Origin of the sequence: Streptococcus sp. AM43-2AT, from assembly GCF_003603405.1 — a bacterium.
Classification (GTDB): Bacteria; Bacillota; Bacilli; order Lactobacillales; family Streptococcaceae; genus Streptococcus; species Streptococcus ilei.
Map to the genome: position 1 here is coordinate 355 of NZ_QTND01000001.1, position 18,568 is coordinate 18,922.

Consider the following 18,568-nt stretch of genomic DNA (forward strand, 5'->3'; position numbering starts at 1 on the left):
CCAGACAAGCCTGTAGAACCAACTCCAGATAAGCCTGTAGAACCAACTCCAGACAAGCCTGTAGAGCCAACTCCAGATAAGCCTGTAGAACCAACTCCAGACAAACCTGTAGAACCAACTCCAGATAAGCCTGTAGAGCCAACTCCAGACAAACCTGTAGAACCAACTCCAGACAAGCCTGTAGAGCCAACTCCAGATAAGCCTGTAGAGCCAACTCCAGATAAACCAGTAGAGCCAACTCCAGACAAGCCTGTAGAACCAACCCCAGATAAGCCTGTAGAGCCAACCCCAGATAAGCCAGTGGATCCAACACCAGGTAAACCAGTGAATCCAACCCCAGATAAGCCAGTGGATCCAACACCAGGTAAACCAGTGAATCCAACCCCAGATAAGCCAGTGGATCCAACACCAGGTAAACCAGTGAATCCAACCCCAGATAAGCCAGTGGATCCAACACCAGGTAAACCAGTGAATCCAACCCCAGGTAAACCAGTGGACCCAACATCAGGTAAACCAGTAGAGTCAACACCAGCTAAAGGACAACTTCCAAATACTGGTGAAACTACATCTGTAGGATCAACTGTACTCGGACTAGTTGCAGGCCTTGTAGGATTCGTGGCATTTGGTCGTCGAAAAAAAGAAGACGAAAAATAATTCTTCTTTCTTTGGTGAAAGATTGATTTTGCTGAATTCCAAATAGCAAGGTCTACTCGATGACTAGAAAAGGTTTTATGGCCTTGAAAAAGGGGATGATGCATCCCCTTTTTTAGACCAGTCAATCACTTCAGTTATCACAATGAGATTTTTATAATAGGAGCCTCAAGTTCTAAACAGGTTAAAAGCTACAACCTGTTTGTTTCAAGAGGCTCTTTTTGATAGGCAAGAGAGTTATACAACTTCATTAATTTGGAATGTGGAAAGGAAGTTCTACTTTTGGGGGAATCACCTATCCATACGAGCTGGCATACTCAGAAATGGTCAATAGAAAAGTATGAGGTAAAATAATCGATTTTAAGACGACAAGATAGAATTTTTTTGATAGATATCACTATATAAAAAACGCTTTTTGTGGTAAAATAATACAGATCATAAAAGGAGTGACAAAATGGTAGAACCTAAGTATAAACGTATTTTAATTAAGTTATCAGGTGAAGCGTTAGCCGGTGAACGGGGTGTCGGAATTGATATCAAAACGGTTCAAAAGATGGCCCTTGAAATCAAAGAAGTTCATGACCTTGGAATTGAAATTGCTCTCGTTATCGGTGGAGGAAATCTCTGGCGTGGAGAACCTGCGGCGGAAGCAGGTATGGATCGCGTTCAAGCAGATTACACTGGAATGCTTGGAACAGTTATGAATGCCTTGGTGATGGCGGATTCTCTTCAACAGGTTGGAGTAGATACGCGTGTCCAAACAGCGATTGCCATGCAACAAGTCGCTGAGCCTTATATCCGTGGCCGCGCCCTTCGTCACTTGGAAAAAGAGCGTATTGTTATCTTTGGTGCAGGCATTGGTTCTCCATACTTCTCAACGGATACAACGGCTGCTCTTCGTGCCGCTGAAATTGAAGCAGACGCAATCTTGATGGCTAAGAATGGTGTTGACGGCGTTTATAATGCTGATCCAAAGAAAGACAAGACAGCTGTGAAGTTTGAAGAATTAACTCACCGTGATGTCATCAATAAAGGCCTTCGTATCATGGATTCGACAGCATCGACCATCTCAATGGACAATGATATTGACTTAGTCGTTTTCAACATGAATGAGCCAGGGAACATCAAACGCGTTGTCTTTGGAGAAAATATCGGTACTACCGTTTCTAATAATGTAGAAAAATAAGGAAGTTAGAGGAATAAAATGGCAAATCCAATCGTAGAAAAAGCTAAAGAAAGAATGACTCAGTCTCACCAAAGTTTGGGACGTGAATTTGGAAGTATCCGTGCAGGCCGTGCGAATGCAAGTCTCTTGGATCGGATCTATGTTCAATATTACGGAGTTGATACTCCATTGAATCAAATCGCATCGATCACCATTCCAGAAGCTCGTGTGATGTTGATCACACCTTTTGACAAGTCTTCATTGAAAGATATCGAGCACGCTTTGAATGCTTCTGATCTTGGCATTACTCCAGCCAACGATGGTTCGGTTATCCGCTTGGTCATCCCAGCTTTGACAGAAGAAACTCGTCGTGACTTGGCCAAAGAAGTAAAAAAAGTTGGTGAAAATGCTAAAGTAGCCATCCGTAACATCCGCCGTGATGCGATGGATGAAGCCAAGAAGCAAGAAAAAGCTAAAGAAATCACTGAAGATGAATTGAAGAATCTTGAGAAAGAGATCCAAAAAGTAACCGATGATGCTGTGAAGCATGTTGATGAAATGACAGCACACAAAGAAAAAGAATTGCTTGAAGTTTAATCATTTCCAGCAGTTTACAGAGGAAATGAACTCAGTTGGCACTGCTGGCTGAGTTTTGTTTCCATTAAGGGGCTATTGATGAGCTTTAGCCAGAAAGAAGGAAAAAATGAATACCAACCTCGCACATGATATCGTGGGCCTTGTAACGGATGAGAATGATCGCTTTTACTTTGTCCAGAAGGATGGGCAGACTTATGCCTTGGACAAGTCTGAAGGAGAGCATGCACTTGGAGAATCCGTCAAGGGCTTTGCCTATACGGATATGAAGCAACGTTTGCGTCTGACCACCCTAGAAGTCACAGCCCGTCAGGACCAATTTGGCTGGGGGACAGTGACTGAAGTTCGCAAGGATCTGGGTGTATTTGTCGATACGGGTCTACCCGATAAGGAGATTGTCGTCTCTCTGGATATTTTGCCAGAAATCAAGGATCTGTGGCCGAAAAAAGGCGATAAACTCTTTGTTCGCCTAGAAGTTGATAAAAAAGATCGGATCTGGGGTGTCTTGGCTTACCAAGAAGACTTCCAACGAATTGCTCGTCCAGCCTACAACAATATGCAAAACCAGAACTGGCCGGCCATCGTCTATCGCTTAAAACTTTCAGGGACCTTTGTTTACCTGCCTGAGAATAATATGCTGGGCTTTATCCATCCAAGTGAGCGCTATGCCGAACCCCGTTTGGGACAAGTCCTAGATGCTCGGGTCATCGGTTTCCGAGAGGTGGATCGGACCTTGAATTTGTCCTTGAAACCACGCTCGTTTGAAATGCTTGAAAACGATGCGCAGATGATTTTGGCCTACTTGGAGGGGAATGGTGGCTTTATGACCTTGAATGACAAGTCCTCCCCAGAAGAGATTAAGGCTACCTTTGGGATTTCCAAGGGGCAGTTCAAAAAGGCTCTAGGTGGCTTGATGAAAGCGAAAAAAATCAAGCAAGACCAGTTTGGAACGGAACTAATCTAAGAGGAGCCTTATGCGAAAATCATTTTACACTTGGCTGATGACAGAGCGCAATCCCAAAAGCAATGCTCCGAAAGCCTTGCTAGCTGATCTAGCTTTTCATGAGTCTGCCTTTCCAAAACATACAGATGATTTTGATGAGGTCAGCCGCTTTCTGGAAGAGCATGCCAGTTTCTCCTTTAATCTAGGAGAATTTGATGCGATCTGGGAAGAATACTTAGGTCATTAGTAACAGGAGATAGTGGTGAGCCGGGGATGGTCAATTCTCGGTCACTTTGTTATAATAGAGAAAACTTACAGAAATAGAGAGGTTCTTTATTTGAAAGAACATTCAATTGATATTCAATTAAGTCATCCAGATGATCTCTTCCATCTGTTTGGATCCAATGAGCGTCATTTGCGTTTGATGGAGCAAGAGTTGGATGTGATCATACATGCTCGAACAGAAATTGTCCAGGTCATTGGGCAAGAAGAAGATTGTGAGAAAGCTAGACAAGTTATTGAGGCTTTGCTGATCTTGGTGAATCGTGGTATGACCATCGGGACGCCGGATGTCGTAACAGCTATTCAAATGGTTCGTAATGATGAGTTGGATAAGTTCGTCGCCTTGTATGAAGAAGAAATCATCAAGGATAGCTACGGCAAGCCCATTCGGGTCAAAACGCTGGGGCAAAAGATTTATGTAGATAGTGTCAAGCACCATGATGTGACCTTCGGGATTGGACCAGCCGGGACAGGGAAAACCTTCTTAGCGGTGACCTTGGCCGTCACCGCCCTCAAGCGTGGTCAGGTCAAGCGGATCATTTTGACCCGTCCTGCTGTAGAAGCTGGAGAGAGCCTTGGTTTCCTTCCGGGTGACCTCAAGGAAAAAGTAGACCCTTATCTACGACCGGTCTATGATGCTCTTTACCAGATTTTAGGGAAAGACCAGACTACTCGGATGATGGAACGAGAAATTATCGAGATTGCCCCTCTGGCCTATATGCGGGGCCGGACCTTGGACGATGCCTTTGTCATTCTCGATGAAGCGCAAAATACCACCATCATGCAGATGAAGATGTTCTTGACCCGTCTTGGTTTTAACTCCAAGATGATTGTCAATGGGGATACTAGCCAGATCGACCTTCCGCGAAATGTCAAATCCGGCTTGATTGATGCCCAGGAGAAATTAAAAAATATTTCTCAGATCGACTTTGTGCATTTCTCTGCTAAGGATGTTGTTCGCCATCCTGTTGTAGCAGAAATTATTCGGGCCTACGAGCCAATCCCAAATCCAGTGCTCAAAGAAAACCTGGATGTGGAAGAAGAAGCAGAATAAAAAGGCAAAGATCTTGTGATCTTTGCCTTTTAAATGTCAGAAATTATATTAATTCGTCGATTGGTGTGAAGTCGCGCTCTAGGCCTTCTGCAACCGGTTGGCTAGTGATGTGGCCTTGATAAGTAGTAACCCCTTGGCGTAAGCCTTCATCAAGGGCGATAGCCTTATGGAACCCTTTGTCAGCTAAAGCTTCCACATAAGGAAGGGTTACGTTGGTAAGGGCGATGGTAGAAGTGCGAGCGACAGCACCTGGAATATTGGCAACGGCATAGTGGAGCACACCATGTTTTTCGTAAACAGGCTCCGTATGAGTAGTCACACGGTCTGCTGTCTCAATAACCCCACCTTGGTCAACTGCAACGTCGACGATCACAGAACCTGGACGCATTTGTTTGACCATATCGTCCGTCACTAATTTTGGAGCTTTTGCACCAGGAATCAAGACAGCCCCGATGACAACATCGGCATCACGGACGCTGGCTTCAATGTTAAATGGGTTGGACATGAGGGTTTGGATTTGGTGACCGAAGACATCTTCTAGAACTGACAAACGTTTGGCACTGATATCCAAGATGGTGACTTGGGCACCGAGTCCAAGAGCGATACGAGCTGCATGGGTTCCAACGACCCCACCTCCGATAATGGTGACTTTTCCTTTAGGAACACCAGGTACACCACCTAAGAGAACGCCTGATCCTCCTTCTTGTTTGGTGAGGAAGTGAGCGCCGATTTGCACGGCCATCCGTCCAGCAACTTCACTCATTGGGACCAAGAGTGGTAATTGTCCTTCAAGGTCTCGCACTGTTTCGTAAGCTACCCCAGTTGTCTTTGCAGCGACCATGGCATCTGCTAACTCAGGAGCGGCAGCCATGTGCAAGTAGGTGAAGAGCAAGAGGTCTTCACGAAGGAAGCCGTATTCTTCAGCGAGGGGTTCCTTTACTTTGACGACCAATTCAGCTGCCCAAGCCTCTGCAGCAGTGGCAACGATAGTTGCCCCTTGTTTGGTGTAATCTTCATCCGCAAAGCCAGAACCAAGTCCAGCGTTGGTTTCCACCAAAACTTGATGGCCCTTGCCCACCAAGCTGTGTACGCCAGCTGGTGTCAAACCGACCCGATTTTCGTTGTTTTTTATTTCTTTTGGAATACCAATTAACATTATTTTCTCCTCCTTGCTTAGATATAGGTGTAAAAAGGCCATTGGTGTGAGATTGCTCTCCTAACTCAATGACCTTTTCACTCCTCATCCCATTTTTTTAACCGAATGGTTTTATTTTATATAAAAGCTAGTTAAAAATCAAGAAAAAATTTTAAATTGCCTTCCTTTATGTTTTCTGCTAAACTAATCCCTAAAGAAGGAGTGTCTAATGGAAAATTTATATGTGAAGTTAGCGGCTTATCGTGAAATGGAGACAGAGCGTTTACGTTTGCGTCCGGTCACTCTTGAGGATGCACCGGCTATGTTTGAGTACGCTTCTGATGAGGCTGTTACGCGCTATACTTTTACAACCAATCAAAGTCTTGAAGAGACGCGGAATAACATTGCCCTCTTTTACCTAGCTAGCCCACTTGGAAGATGGGGGATCGAGCTCAAAGAAAATGGAAAATTTATCGGGACGATTGATTTACTGGATTTGGATCTTTCTCTGAAGAAGGGGAGTATCGGCTATGTTCTGAATAAAGACTATTGGAACCAAGGTCTTGCGACAGAAGCTACCAAGACAGTGATTGCCCTAGCTTTTGAACAGTTAGGGATGAACAAGCTCATTGCCGTTCATGATAAGGAAAACCCAGCTTCTGGACGGGTGATGGCCAAAGCAGGGATGCAATTTTCCCACGAAGAAGCTTATGCGATGCTAGACCCGCATGAAAAAGGGCGAATGGTGACGAGAGTCCATTATGTCCTCACGAAGGAAGAATATTTGGCAGAAAAATGAGTCAGGATATTGACAAAAGGCCTATCTCCATGATATAGTAGATAGGTACTGCTGGTTTAGCTCAGTCGGTAGAGCGCATCCATGGTAAGGATGAGGTCGCCGGTTCAATCCCGGCAACTAGCATAGTAGAAGAGAGAAGCTTAGAGAGGATCTAGGCTTCTTTTTTGTCTTTATCTTCTAACTGGGAGTCTATTTGCAGACTCTTTTTCAACAATTTTCAAAAAAACGTTGACAAGCATAGAAATACGTGGTAAAGTTATAGCAACAAAGAGAAAGGAGAAAACCGTCATGAACAAAGTAGATGTTTTGATGACACAATTGAATACACAACTTCTCCAATCTCAGTTGAGTTCGATTTAAAAAATGAATGAAACCCAAGATGGAGGAGTCTGTCTTGGGTTTTTTGTATGCATTTTTGCCTGCCTTAACTGAATTGGTGATAGGCATCAGAAGGCCCAAGTATGGACTGAGCACCTACTCAGCTCCTTACTTGGGTTTTTTCTGTGCCATTTTGAAAAGGAGAGTAGATGATAAGAGCTATTTGGGAGTATATCAGAGAGCGCAAGTGGCGCTATATTAGCATTGCTGTGGTCCTGATTCTTTATGATTATACCTTATTGATCCCGACGCAAGTTATTCAGCGTTTAGTGGATCATTTGAGTCAGCAGACGCTGACGCAATCCAACTTTGTATGGGATATGGTCCTCTTGGTAGGATCAGCCATCCTCAATTACCTGACGGCTTTTTATTGGCAGTTGCGCCTTTTTCAGTCGTCCATTCATTTTAAGTCGACCCTTCAGGAGCAAGCATTTCGTAAGCTAGTAGCCATGCGGCGTCCCTTTTTTGAGAAATTCCGCTCAGGAGATCTCTTGACGCGCTTTACGACAGATGTCGATGGCATGGCCGATATGGCTGGTTACGGAATGATGATCATCCTTTATGGTGGCGGTTTATTTACCTTTATTATATTGGCCATGTTTTTCCTTTCTTGGCAATTGACTTTGATTTGTTTTATCCCCATGATATTTCTTGTCGTATCCACCTATTTTTTGAGTAAAAAGCAGGAGGATTACATTGAGCAAAACAGGGAAGCAGTCGCGCAGTTAAACGATGAGGTCTTGGAGTCTATCGAAGGGATTCGGGTCATGCGTGCCTATAGTAGACGGGACCAGCAGGTCAAACAGTTCCAAACAAAAACAGCTAGTCTTGCTAAAACAGGAGATAAAATCGCCTCTATTCAATATTCTTTTGGCCCTTTAGCCCTTTTGTTTATTGGAGTTTCGACTGTCTTACTCTTGGTATTTGGAGGTCAATCCTTAGCTAGTGGGCAATTGAGCTTAGGAAAACTCTTGGCCTTGCAACTGTATTTGGTCTTCTTGGTTGAGCCTATGTGGATGCTATCAGATTTTATCTTGGTCTACCAGACTGGGCAAATGTCCTTTAAGAAGTTAAAAGAAGTGATTGATGAAACAGATGATTTAGAGCCAGATGGTCCGCATTTCTTGGAACAAATTGATTCGGTAGAGTTTAAGGATTATTCCTTCCGCTATCCTGGTGCTGAACGAGAGAGCCTGTCAGGTATTGATTGGACCGTTCAGAAAGGCCAAACAGTAGGGATTGTTGGTCGTACCGGATCAGGAAAGACTAGTCTGGTTCGACAATTCTTGCGGCAGTACCCAGTTGGTGAGGGAGAATTCTTGGTCAACCAGCAACCGATCGTTGCCTACAACCGGCGCTCCATTGAAGATAAAATTGGCTATGTTTCCCAAGAACATATTTTATTCTCGAAATCCATTCGTGACAATATTGCTCTGGGTAAAAATGGTGCTAGTGAAGAGGATTTAGTGGAAGCGGTAGCCCAAGCTGCTTTTGCGGATGATCTCGAGCGGATGTCTCAGGGAATGGACACCATGATCGGTGAAAAAGGGGTCTCTGTATCAGGAGGTCAAAAACAACGGATCTCTCTGGCGCGTGCCTTTTTAAGGGATGCAGATCTCTTGTTGTTAGATGATTCCCTTTCTGCAGTGGATGCCAAGACCGAACAGGCCATTATTGACAGCATTCAAACAGAGCGGAAAGGCAAGACGACCATCATTGTTTCTCATCGCTTGTCTGCTGTCCATCAGGCGGATTGGATCATTGTCTTGGATCAAGGACAGATTGTCGAAGAAGGCAGAGCTAGTGATCTGCTGGCTCAAGAGGGTTGGTACTACGAACAATACCAACGGCAACAAAAACAGGAAGGAGAATAAGATGAAAGTATTGAAACGATTATTATCTAGGATCACGCTTTATCCTACAGTCTTTCTTGTTGGCTTTATTTGTCTCTTATTAGCGACCATCTTTTCTGAGTTGTCTCCATTCATTCTTCAAAAGATGATTGATGGGCCTTTGACCGCACTGACCCATAGTGGAGAGCAAGGTCAGCTACTCCAGATGGGAGGTTTTTATCTCTTGGTCTTAAGCATTGGACAGCTGATTAGCTACCTAGGGAATCGGATCTTGCTACACGGAAGCAATCAAGTGACGGCTAACCTAAGAGACCAAGCCTTTCAAGTCATGCAAGGTCTACCGATTTCTTATTTTGATGATAAGCCGGCTGGAAAGATCGCGACAAGAATTGTCAATGATACGGAAACCTTGCGGACTCAGTTTTATAACTCCTGTATGGTGTTGATTATCTTTTTAGTACGTTTTCTCTTTGTTCTAGGGATTCTCTTTTACCTGAGCCCTATGATGGGCCTTCTCTTGTGTTTGGTCTTTCCGATTTTCTACGGGATCCAGTATCTCTACAAGGTCATGACGGACCAGCCAATGAAGGATTTCTTTGATGCGAGAAGCGAGGTCAATACCCAGGTCAATGAACTCTTGCATGGTGCCAGCATGATCCAACTCTACGGGCAAGAGCCCCATGTTATCGAGGAGTTTGAAGCCACTACCCAGAAGATGCTATGGGCTAATGACCGGATCCTTTTAGCTGATTCAATCGCTTCTTGGACCTTGACGGAATTGCTCAAGTATTTGGTCATTGCAGGTATTTTGACCATCGCTGGCATGTCTTACTTAAAAGGGAATATTGGTGTGACGGCTGGTTTCTTGTTTATCAATATCAACTATGTCATGAACCTCTTTGAACTAATGGCTGCCCTTAGTCGTCAATTTCCGAATATTCGGCGATCACTAGAGACGGGGAGTCGTGTCCTTGCCTTCTTGGATCAACCCTTAGAGGCCGATGGTGTATTGGAGCTGAAGATAGAAAAGGCTCAAGTCGTGTTTGATGATGTTCAATTTGCTTATGAAGAAGGCAAGCCAATTTTACAGGATATTGCCTTTCAGGCGAGCCCTGGGGAAACCATCGCCCTTGTGGGCCATACTGGGTCAGGTAAGTCTTCCATTATGAACCTGCTCTATCGTTTCTATGATCCTCAAGATGGAGTGATTTTGATCGATGGGCAAGATATTCGCCAAGTCTCTCGTGAGAGCCTGCGAAGCCACATGGGCATTGTTCTGCAAGATCCTTATCTATTTACAGGAACCATTGCCAGTAATGTGGCCATGAGTCAGGATCATATTGACCGGGATGCGATCAAAGATGCGCTGAAAAAAGTCGGGGCTTGGCCTTTTGTAGAGCGCCTTGAAAAGGGAATCGACCATCCAGTGGTTGAAAAGGGCTCCGCCTTCTCAAGTGGGGAGCGTCAATTGATTTCCTTTGCTCGAACCCTCTATATGAATCCGAAAATTTTGATTCTGGATGAAGCGACCTCTCACATTGATACGGAGACAGAGGAGATTATTCAACAGGCCATGGCAGTCCTACAGAAAGGTCGGACCACTTTTATCATTGCCCACCGCTTATCGACTATTCAAGATGCGGATCAGATCCTGGTTCTATCAGAAGGACGTATTGTCGAACGTGGGCAATATGCAGACTTAATTGCCCATGGTGGCATTTATGCCCAGATGCATGCCATCCAACAAACGGTTGAATAAGTGTGGCTATGAATGTCAGTCTTCAAATAGTAAAAGTAGCGTGTATTCTAGTATATGCGCTATTTTTATGCTATAATTGAAATGATAGTGAGGTGATCCAAGATGTATATCGAAATGGTTGATGAGACCGGTCAAGTCTCTCAAGAAATGATCAAACAAACCCAGGAAATTTTAGAATTTGCTGCAAAAAAATTGGGCAAAGAAGACAAGGAAATGGCAGTGACCTTTGTAACCAACGAACGCAGCCATGAATTGAACTTGGAATACCGTGATACGGATCGCCCAACGGATGTGATTAGTCTGGAATACAAACCAGAGATGGACATTGCTTTTTCAGAAGAAGATTTAGAAGACCATCCAGAATTAGCAGAAATGATGGCAGAGTTTGATACCTATATTGGAGAACTCTTTATTTCTGTAGATAAGGCGCGTGAGCAAGCGGCTGAGTATGGCCATAGCTTTGAGCGCGAGATGGGCTTTTTAGCAGTGCATGGCTTCCTTCATATCAACGGTTATGATCACTACACTCCGGAAGAAGAGAAGGAAATGTTTGGCTTACAGGAAGAGATTTTGACAGCCTATGGACTCACAAGACAATAAACGAAAATGGAAAAATCGAGAACTGATTGCCAGTCTTGAATTTGCTTTAACAGGGATTTTTACAGCCTTTAAAGAAGAAAGAAATATGCGCAAGCATGCTCTTTCAGCTATCTTAGCGATTGTTGCCGGCTTCCTTTTTCGCATTTCAGCAACAGAGTGGCTCTTTCTACTCTTAAGTGTTTCTTTGGTTATTGCCTTTGAAATCATGAATTCTGCTCTTGAAAATGTAGTGGATTTGGCGAGTGATTACCATTTCTCCATGCTGGCCAAAAATGCCAAGGATATGGCGGCAGGAGCAGTTCTCGTTATTTCAGGCTTTGCCTTGGTGACAGGTCTCATGATATTTGTGCCCAAATTATGGGCTCTAGTATTTGGATAAGGGGGATATTTCCCTCATGAAAGGAAACTATGACATTTAAATCAGGCTTTGTAGCTATTTTAGGACGTCCCAATGTTGGAAAGTCAACTTTTTTGAACCACGTCATGGGGCAAAAAATTGCCATCATGAGTGATAAGGCGCAGACAACGCGCAACAAGATTATGGGAATCTACACGACCGATAAGGAACAGATTGTCTTTATCGATACGCCAGGGATTCATAAACCTAAGACAGCCCTTGGAGACTTCATGGTAGAGTCTGCCTATAGTACACTTCGGGAAGTCGATACGGTTCTCTTTATGGTGCCGGCAGATGAACCACGTGGGAAGGGTGACGATATGATTATCGAACGCCTCAAAGCAGCCAAGGTGCCCGTTATCCTTGTGGTGAATAAGATCGACAAGGTACACCCAGACCAACTTTTGGCACAAATCGATGATTTCCGTAGTCAAATGGACTTCATGGAAATTGTGCCGATTTCAGCCCTGCAAGGAAATAATGTTTCGCATTTGATTGATATTTTGAGCGAAAACTTGGAAGAAGGTTTCCAATATTTCCCTGCTGATCAGATTACGGACCATCCAGAGCGTTTCTTGGTTTCTGAAATGATTCGGGAAAAGGTCTTGCACTTGACGCGGGAAGAAATTCCCCATTCTGTTGCAGTAGTCGTGGATTCCATGAAGCGGGATGAGGAGACCGATAAAGTCCATATCCGTGCGACCATCATGGTGGAACGTGATAGCCAAAAAGGGATTATCATCGGAAAAGGCGGTGCCATGCTCAAGAAGATTGGAACCCTTGCGCGTAAGGATATTGAACTGATGCTAGGGGACAAAGTCTTCCTAGAAACCTGGGTCAAGGTTAAGAAAAATTGGCGGGATAAGAAATTAGACCTTGCCGATTTCGGATACAACGAAAAAGAATATTAAGAAGAGGTGGGCAGAAGCCTGCTTCTTGTTTTTGAAAGGAGTTCTATGCCCGAGTTACCAGAAGTTGAGACCGTCCGACGTGGTCTTGAGAAATTAATTCTAGGGAAAACCATCCAATCCGTGGAAGTAAAGTATCCTAAGATGATTCAGACAGATCTGGATGCTTTTCGTCAAGATCTTCCAGGTCAAGAGATTCGATCCATGGGGCGTCGTGGGAAATACCTCTTGTTTCATCTGACGGATTTGGTTTTGATCTCGCATTTGCGGATGGAAGGCAAGTATTTCTTTTATCCAGACGAAGTCCCTTTTCGCAAGCACGCCCATGTCTTCTTTCATTTTACAGATGGTAGCACCCTGGTCTATGAAGATGTCCGCAAGTTTGGGACCATGGAAGTCCTAGTGCCTGAGCTTGTAGACAGCTATTTTGTGAATAAAAAAATTGGTCCAGAGCCGACAGAAGCGGAATTTAAATGGCCTGCCTTCCAAGCAGCTCTGAAAAAATCAAAGAAACCCATTAAATCAGCCCTTTTGGATCAAAAATTGGTGGCTGGTCTGGGCAATATCTATGTGGACGAGGTGCTCTATCGAGCCAAGGTTCATCCAGCCCGTTTGGGGCAAAGTTTGACTGCTACAGAAGCCAGAGCCGTTCGCAAAGAAACAATTGCCGTATTAGCTCAGGCTGTCGAAAAGGGAGGCTCCACCATTCGCTCCTACAGCAATGCCTTCGGAGAAGATGGCACTATGCAGGAAGAACACCAAGTCTATGGGAAAACGGGTCAGCCTTGTAGTCGTTGTGGCTCTCCAATCGAGAAAATCCAACTTGGGGGACGGGGGACTCATTTTTGTCCCCATTGTCAAAAGGTAAAGTAAATGGGAAAGATTATTGGATTAACAGGAGGAATTGCCTCTGGTAAGTCGACTGTGACCTCCTATTTGAGAGAAAAAGGCTATGCTGTTATTGATGCTGATCGTGTGGTCCATGACTTACAGGCACAAGGTGGAGAGCTCTATCAAGCTTTAGTGGAGCATTTTGGGACAGAAATACTCCTAGATACTGGAGATTTGAATCGTCCTGCCCTGGCTGAACGCATTTTTTCAAGCCAGAATGAGATCGCCTGGTCCAACCAGATACAAGGCGAAATGATTCGCAAAGCCCTGGCGCGAGAACGGGATCGGTTAATTGAAGCAGAAGACCTCTTTTTCATGGATATCCCCTTGTTAATCGAGCAGGGATATCTGGACTGGTTTGACCAAGTCTGGCTGGTCTATGTGACGGAGGATACTCAGTTAGAACGTTTGATGGAAAGAAATGCTTTGACAGAGGACCAGGCGCGCGATCGGTTGGCGGCCCAGATGTCTCTGGATGAGAAAAAAGCTCTTGTGGATCTCGTGATTGATAACAATAGCAAGCGTGATCACCTCTATCAGCAAATCGATAGGGCTTTAGAACAAATAGAAAGAAGATGATCCTATTTCACAGGAAATAAAATGGCGTAGAAATCTTTTCATTGCCTGGATTGGTTGTTTTTTTGTAGGGGCCAGTCTTTCATTAGTGGTCCCCTTTATGGCCCTATTTGTGGAGGAGTTGGGAGTGAGAGGTCCGGCCGTTCCTTTTTATGCAGGGATTGCTGTTGCCTCCTCCTCCTTGACATCTGCCCTGATGGCCCCAATCTGGGGGAGTTTGGCAGACCGCTATGGTCGTAAACCCATGATGCTGAGAGCCTCGATTGCCATGACCTTGACCATGGGAGGAATCGCTTTTGTCCCTTCCGTCTTTTGGTTATTGCTCCTACGCTTATTAAATGGTGTCTTTTCAGGCTTTGTTCCTAACAGCACGGCCCTCATTGCTAGTCAGGTGCCAAAGAATCAATCTGGGTATGCTTTAGGGACCTTATCGACAGGAACCATTGCAGGTACCTTGATGGGACCCCTGTTGGGGGGATTGATTGCTGAGCAATTTGGTATGCGTAATGTCTTTCTCCTCGTTGGTTTTTTCCTCTTTCTCGTCTCTGTTTTGACCTGGTGGGGCATTGAGGAAGACTACCAACAAATTTCGAAGGAGGAGCACATTTCAAGCTGGACTTTACTGGCTTCTATCCAGCATAAGGACATTTTACTGGGTCTCTTTTTGACCAGTATGACCATCCAGATGATTGGCCAGTCCATTTCTCCCATTCTTCCTTTGTATGTGCGGGAGTTAGGCCAGAGTAACAATATTATCTTTGTCTCCGGCTTGATTGTATCAGCGATGGGGATTTCCAGTATTCTTACCTCTGGTTGGATGGGTAAGCTAGGAGATAGAATTGGCAATCACCGCCTTTTGCTCTTGGCCCTTCTCTATAGTGGGATCCTCTATATCTTCTGCGCCCTTGCGCAGACCCCTTTTCAATTAGGTATTTTTCGATTCTTATTTGGTATTGGAACAGGGGCCTTGATGCCAGGTGTGACCGCCCTCTTAAACCGTATGACTCCCAAAGAAGGGATCTCTCGGATTTTTAGTTACAATCAACTCTTCTTTTATGTAGGGGGAGTTCTTGGTCCCGTGATGGGCTCTAGTATCGCCATGCATGTCAATTACCATTGGGTATTCTATGGGACTGCTATTCTAGCTTTTACAGATTTAGCCTTCCTTTTATTCATCTTTAGAAAGTATTTGAAAGTGAGAGAAATCAGTGCGCATTAAAGTACAACTAACCTGCACGAGTTGTGGCAGTCAGAATTATTTGACAAGCAAAAATATGAAGACCCACCCGGAAAAAATTGAAGTTTTGAAGTATTGTCCCAAAGAGAGAAAAGTGACATTACATCTTGAAACGAAATGATTTTTATGGTAAAATAGGTAAGATTTTAAGGAGTTTTTTAATTATGACTAAACCGTTGATTACTATTTTATTGGTACTATCTGTATTAATTATTATCGCTATCTTCATGCAACCAACTAAAAATCAATCTAGCAACGTATTCGATGCAAGTTCAAATGATTTGTTTGAACGTTCAAAAGCTCGTGGATTCGAAGCAGTGATGCAACGACTAACAGGAGTAATGATTTTCCTTTGGTTACTCATTGCGATGATTTTAATGGTATTATCCAGTAAATAAGATAGGCTTAGACATTGTCTTTGCCTATTTTTTCATCTATGAGTCGTTTGATGGGGAGATTGTCACTTGTAAAGAAAACTCTCTAAAAGAAAGAAAATAAAGGAGGCTGGCTATCCAGCGCAAGATATGAAAAGTAAAATTATTGATTATTTAAAACAGGAGGGAAAAGCTCAGGTTGATCAATTGGCACAAGCCATTGGGAGTACAGATGCCAAAGGTTTTCGTGAACTGATTAAGACCATTTCGCTAATGGAGCGACGTCGTCAACTAACCTTTGAAGAAAATGGCTTTTTAAGTCTCCTTGATGCTAAACCAAAAGGGACTATTACTGTGAAAGGGATTTTTCATGCTCATAAGAGTGGCTTTGGTTTTGTCAGCTTAGAGGGGGAAGAAGAGGATCTCTTTATTGGACGAAATGATGTCAACCACGCCATTGATGGGGATACAGTTGAGGTTGTGATCACCAAGGTAGCCGATCGGCAAAAGGGGACAGCGGCAGAGGGGAAAATCATAGATGTCTTGGAGCATAGTCTCCAAACAGTTGTCGGCCAGATTGTTTTGGATGAAGAAAAGCCCAAGTATGCAGGCTACATCGTTTCAAAGAATCAAAAGATTAGCCAACGGATCTACGTGAAAAAGCCAGCCCTGCAATTGGAGGGGACGGAAGTTCTCAAGGTTGCCATTGAGCAGTATCCGAGTCGCAAACACAACTACTTTGTGGCCACTGTTCAAGATGTGGTTGGGCATGTCACAGATCCTGGAATCGATGTCTTGGAAGTCCTAGAGTCCATGGATATCGTCTCAGAATTTCCAGAAGCAGTCCTCAAAGAAGCAGAAAGCATTCCAGACAAGCCTAGTGAGAAAGATATGGAGGGACGTTTGGACCTTCGAGATGAAATCATCTTTACCATTGATGGTGCCGATGCCAAGGACTTGGATGATGCGGTTCACATTAAACGCTTGGAAGGCGGAAACTATGAACTTGGAGTTCACATTGCAGATGTCTCATATTATGTGACTGAAGGTTCTGCCCTAGACAAGGAAGCCCTCAATCGCGCCACCTCAGTCTATGTGACAGACCGAGTCGTTCCTATGTTACCAGAGCGACTTTCCAATGGGATTTGTTCCCTAAATCCTCAAGTGGATCGCTTGACCCAATCAGCCATTATGGAGATTGACGAGCGTGGTCGGGTCCTTCGTTACCAGATTACCCAAACAGTTATTAAAACGACCTTCCGGATGACCTATAGTGATGTCAATGAGATCATTGCAGGAGACCAAGAGAAGCGTGAGGAATACCAAGCTATTGTTCCAAGTATTGAAGCTATGGTTGGCCTTCATCAGATCTTAGAAGGAATGCGGGAAAAGCGGGGAGCCCTTAACTTTGATACCAGTGAAGCTAAAATCCTGGTCAATCCTCAAGGAAAACCGGTCGACATCGTCTTGCGTCAACGGGGAATTGCAGAAAGGATGATTGAATCCTTTATGCTAATTGCCAATGAGACAGTAGCTGAGCATTTTGCCAAACGAAAACTTCCCTTCATTTACCGGGTTCACGAAGAACCTAAAGCAGAGAAGGTGCAAAAGTTTATCGATTATGCCTCTAGCTTTGGCATACCTATTTATGGGACAGCTAGTTCGATGAGTCAGGAAACCTTGCAGGATATCATGAAGAAGGTAGAAGGGGAACCTTATGCTGATGTCTTGTCCATGATGTTGCTTCGTTCCATGCAGCAGGCGCGCTATTCCGAGCACAACCATGGTCACTATGGGCTAGCTGCGGAGTTCTATACTCACTTTACCAGTCCGATTCGCCGGTATCCAGACTTATTAGTCCACCGTATGGTGCGAGAGTATGGAAAAGATTCTGAAGTGGCTAGTCATTTTGAACAGGTTATTCCAGATATCGCTAGCCAATCCTCTAGTCGGGAACGCCGCGCTATTGATGCGGAGCGAGAAGTAGAAGCCATGAAGAAGGCAGAGTATATGGAGGACTATGTTGGCGAAGAGTACGATGCTCTGGTATCCAGTGTCGTCAAGTTTGGACTCTTTGTTGAACTTCCAAATACTGTAGAAGGTTTGATCCACATCACCACCTTACCTGGTTTTTATCATTTTAATGAGCGTGATTTGACCTTGCGAGGGGAAAAATCAGGCGTGACCTTCCGAGTTGGTCAAGAGATCCGAATTAGGGTTGAAAGAGCGGATAAGATGACTGGAGAAATCGATTTTTCTTATATCCCAAGTGAGCTGGATCTGATTGAAAAAGGCCATAAAGCTTCTGGGCGTAAGGAAGGAGGTCCATCTTCTAAACGCCGTCCTTCCAAGAAAGAAGGAGAGCGAAAGCAAGGAGGCTTTAGAGATAACAAGCGCAAGCATTCTCCAAAAGACAAGAAGAAAAAGAGTAAGAAACCTTTTTACAAAGAAGTAGCAAAGAAAGGAGTCAAGCATGGCAAAGGGCGAGGGAAAGGTCGTCGCACAAAATAAAAAGGCGCACCATGACTATACAATTGTAGACACGCTAGAAGCAGGAATGGTTCTGACAGGAACTGAAATAAAAAGTGTGCGAGCAGCTCGTATCAATTTGAAAGATGGGTTTGCCCAAGTGAAAAATGGGGAAGTTTGGTTGAGCAATGTTCATATCGCTCCTTATGAAGAAGGCAATATCTGGAACCAAGATCCAGAGCGCCGTCGCAAACTTCTTCTTCATAAAAAACAAATCCAGAAATTAGAGCAAGAAACCAAAGGAACAGGGATGACGCTGGTCCCACTTAAAGTCTACATTAAAGACGGCTATGCCAAGCTCTTGCTGGGCTTAGCAAAAGGGAAGCACGATTATGACAAACGTGAATCCATCAAACGGCGGGAACAAAATCGCGATATTGCTCGTGTGATGAAACAATACAATACACGTTAAAACAAGAAATAGGAACAGCTGAAGCAAAGGC

Annotated in this window: 20 protein-coding genes and 1 tRNA gene; 20 read left to right on the forward strand and 1 reads right to left on the reverse strand. The window is 44.2% G+C overall.

Translation table 11 applies throughout. The features are described 5' to 3' along the window. From DW930_RS10510 to DW930_RS00030, 6 genes are all read left to right on the forward strand, one after another. On the forward strand, nt 1-654 hold a 654-nt coding region (locus tag DW930_RS10510; protein WP_207801591.1), incomplete at its 5' end, for an LPXTG cell wall anchor domain-containing protein. A gap of 451 nt (nt 655-1,105) precedes the next feature. Then, nucleotides 1,106-1,837 (forward strand): UMP kinase, encoded by a 732-nt coding sequence (gene pyrH / locus DW930_RS00010; RefSeq protein WP_006595852.1) that lies wholly within the window; start codon nt 1,106-1,108, stop codon nt 1,835-1,837. A gap of 18 nt (nt 1,838-1,855) precedes the next feature. Next, nucleotides 1,856-2,413: a ribosome recycling factor gene (frr, locus tag DW930_RS00015; protein WP_048689643.1), complete on the forward strand. Its 558-nt coding sequence runs from the start codon at nt 1,856-1,858 to the stop codon at nt 2,411-2,413. Nucleotides 2,414-2,519: 106 nt separating this feature from the next. Next, nucleotides 2,520-3,374: an RNA-binding virulence regulatory protein CvfB gene (gene cvfB, locus DW930_RS00020; protein WP_048717452.1), complete on the forward strand. Its 855-nt coding sequence runs from the start codon at nt 2,520-2,522 to the stop codon at nt 3,372-3,374. Nucleotides 3,375-3,384: 10 nt separating this feature from the next. Further along, nucleotides 3,385-3,600, forward strand: coding sequence for a YozE family protein (locus tag DW930_RS00025; protein WP_048689636.1), 216 nt, complete (start codon nt 3,385-3,387; stop codon nt 3,598-3,600). Between the two features lie 90 nt (nt 3,601-3,690). Further along, nucleotides 3,691-4,689, forward strand: coding sequence for a PhoH family protein (locus tag DW930_RS00030; protein WP_207801592.1), 999 nt, complete (start codon nt 3,691-3,693; stop codon nt 4,687-4,689). Nucleotides 4,690-4,732: 43 nt separating this feature from the next. Here DW930_RS00030 and ald read toward each other — a convergent pair whose 3' ends face one another. Continuing rightward, on the reverse strand, nt 4,733-5,845 hold the full coding sequence (ald, locus tag DW930_RS00035) for an alanine dehydrogenase (protein WP_123159008.1): 1,113 nt from the start codon (nt 5,843-5,845) through the stop codon (nt 4,733-4,735). 208 nt (nt 5,846-6,053) lie between these two features. Here ald and DW930_RS00040 point away from each other — a divergent pair, with 208 nt between their 5' ends. From DW930_RS00040 to smpB, 14 genes are all read left to right on the forward strand, one after another. Then, nucleotides 6,054-6,623 carry a GNAT family N-acetyltransferase gene (locus DW930_RS00040; protein ID WP_123159009.1) on the forward strand — a complete coding sequence of 190 codons (570 nt, stop codon included), beginning with the start codon at nt 6,054-6,056 and terminating at the stop codon, nt 6,621-6,623. Nucleotides 6,624-6,673: 50 nt separating this feature from the next. After that, nucleotides 6,674-6,746: transfer RNA gene (locus tag DW930_RS00045), tRNA-Thr, on the forward strand. Nucleotides 6,747-7,150: 404 nt separating this feature from the next. Continuing rightward, complete coding sequence (tetA(46), locus tag DW930_RS00050; RefSeq protein ID WP_117744524.1) at nt 7,151-8,875, forward strand: tetracycline efflux ABC transporter Tet(46) subunit A; 1,725 nt, start codon at nt 7,151-7,153, stop codon at nt 8,873-8,875. A 1-nt stretch (nt 8,876) separates the two neighbouring features. Beyond that, a complete protein-coding gene (gene tetB(46) / locus DW930_RS00055; RefSeq protein WP_123159010.1) occupies nt 8,877-10,613 on the forward strand; it encodes a tetracycline efflux ABC transporter Tet(46) subunit B in 1,737 nt (578 codons plus the stop codon). Nucleotides 10,614-10,715: 102 nt separating this feature from the next. Then, a complete protein-coding gene (ybeY, locus tag DW930_RS00060; RefSeq protein ID WP_117744522.1) occupies nt 10,716-11,213 on the forward strand; it encodes an rRNA maturation RNase YbeY in 498 nt (165 codons plus the stop codon). Then, a complete protein-coding gene (locus tag DW930_RS00065; protein WP_123159011.1) occupies nt 11,194-11,592 on the forward strand; it encodes a diacylglycerol kinase in 399 nt (132 codons plus the stop codon). Before ybeY ends, DW930_RS00065 begins: the two co-directional genes overlap by 20 nt. Before the next feature lie 29 nt (nt 11,593-11,621). Then, a complete protein-coding gene (era, locus tag DW930_RS00070; protein WP_123159012.1) occupies nt 11,622-12,521 on the forward strand; it encodes a GTPase Era in 900 nt (299 codons plus the stop codon). Between the two features lie 45 nt (nt 12,522-12,566). Then, nucleotides 12,567-13,391 carry a DNA-formamidopyrimidine glycosylase gene (gene mutM / locus DW930_RS00075; RefSeq protein WP_123159013.1) on the forward strand — a complete coding sequence of 275 codons (825 nt, stop codon included), beginning with the start codon at nt 12,567-12,569 and terminating at the stop codon, nt 13,389-13,391. Then, nucleotides 13,392-13,988 (forward strand): dephospho-CoA kinase, encoded by a 597-nt coding sequence (gene coaE / locus DW930_RS00080; RefSeq protein WP_123159014.1) that lies wholly within the window; start codon nt 13,392-13,394, stop codon nt 13,986-13,988. Between the two features lie 16 nt (nt 13,989-14,004). Next, a complete protein-coding gene (locus DW930_RS00085) occupies nt 14,005-15,204 on the forward strand; it encodes a multidrug efflux MFS transporter (RefSeq protein WP_279387216.1) in 1,200 nt (399 codons plus the stop codon). Next, complete coding sequence (rpmG, locus tag DW930_RS00090; RefSeq protein ID WP_081453577.1) at nt 15,194-15,343, forward strand: 50S ribosomal protein L33; 150 nt, start codon at nt 15,194-15,196, stop codon at nt 15,341-15,343. Before DW930_RS00085 ends, rpmG begins: the two co-directional genes overlap by 11 nt. Nucleotides 15,344-15,386: 43 nt before the next feature. Then, nucleotides 15,387-15,620 (forward strand): preprotein translocase subunit SecG, encoded by a 234-nt coding sequence (gene secG, locus DW930_RS00095; protein WP_006595869.1) that lies wholly within the window; start codon nt 15,387-15,389, stop codon nt 15,618-15,620. 126 nt (nt 15,621-15,746) lie between these two features. Continuing rightward, nucleotides 15,747-18,107, forward strand: coding sequence for a ribonuclease R (rnr, locus tag DW930_RS00100; protein ID WP_120701736.1), 2,361 nt, complete (start codon nt 15,747-15,749; stop codon nt 18,105-18,107). Beyond that, nucleotides 18,070-18,537, forward strand: coding sequence for an SsrA-binding protein SmpB (gene smpB / locus DW930_RS00105; protein WP_023023962.1), 468 nt, complete (start codon nt 18,070-18,072; stop codon nt 18,535-18,537). Before rnr ends, smpB begins: the two co-directional genes overlap by 38 nt. The last annotated feature ends 31 nt before the right edge of the window (nt 18,538-18,568 follow it).

What these genes read in the sequence shown, in the direction of transcription:
- pyrH (WP_006595852.1), top strand. Translation starts at nt 1,106, where the DNA reads ATGGTAGAACCTAAGTATAAACGTATTTTAATTAAGTTATCAGGTGAA.
- secG (WP_006595869.1), top strand. Translation starts at nt 15,387, where the DNA reads ATGACTAAACCGTTGATTACTATTTTATTGGTACTATCTGTATTAATT.
- rnr (WP_120701736.1), top strand. Translation starts at nt 15,747, where the DNA reads ATGAAAAGTAAAATTATTGATTATTTAAAACAGGAGGGAAAAGCTCAG.
- smpB (WP_023023962.1), top strand. Translation starts at nt 18,070, where the DNA reads ATGGCAAAGGGCGAGGGAAAGGTCGTCGCACAAAATAAAAAGGCGCAC.
- mutM (WP_123159013.1), top strand. Translation starts at nt 12,567, where the DNA reads ATGCCCGAGTTACCAGAAGTTGAGACCGTCCGACGTGGTCTTGAGAAA.
- era (WP_123159012.1), top strand. Translation starts at nt 11,622, where the DNA reads ATGACATTTAAATCAGGCTTTGTAGCTATTTTAGGACGTCCCAATGTT.
- DW930_RS00065 (WP_123159011.1), top strand. Translation starts at nt 11,194, where the DNA reads ATGGACTCACAAGACAATAAACGAAAATGGAAAAATCGAGAACTGATT.
- cvfB (WP_048717452.1), top strand. Translation starts at nt 2,520, where the DNA reads ATGAATACCAACCTCGCACATGATATCGTGGGCCTTGTAACGGATGAG.
- ald (WP_123159008.1), bottom strand. Translation starts at nt 5,845, where the DNA reads ATGTTAATTGGTATTCCAAAAGAAATAAAAAACAACGAAAATCGGGTC.
- ybeY (WP_117744522.1), top strand. Translation starts at nt 10,716, where the DNA reads ATGTATATCGAAATGGTTGATGAGACCGGTCAAGTCTCTCAAGAAATG.
- coaE (WP_123159014.1), top strand. Translation starts at nt 13,392, where the DNA reads ATGGGAAAGATTATTGGATTAACAGGAGGAATTGCCTCTGGTAAGTCG.
- DW930_RS00040 (WP_123159009.1), top strand. Translation starts at nt 6,054, where the DNA reads ATGGAAAATTTATATGTGAAGTTAGCGGCTTATCGTGAAATGGAGACA.
- DW930_RS00025 (WP_048689636.1), top strand. Translation starts at nt 3,385, where the DNA reads ATGCGAAAATCATTTTACACTTGGCTGATGACAGAGCGCAATCCCAAA.
- frr (WP_048689643.1), top strand. Translation starts at nt 1,856, where the DNA reads ATGGCAAATCCAATCGTAGAAAAAGCTAAAGAAAGAATGACTCAGTCT.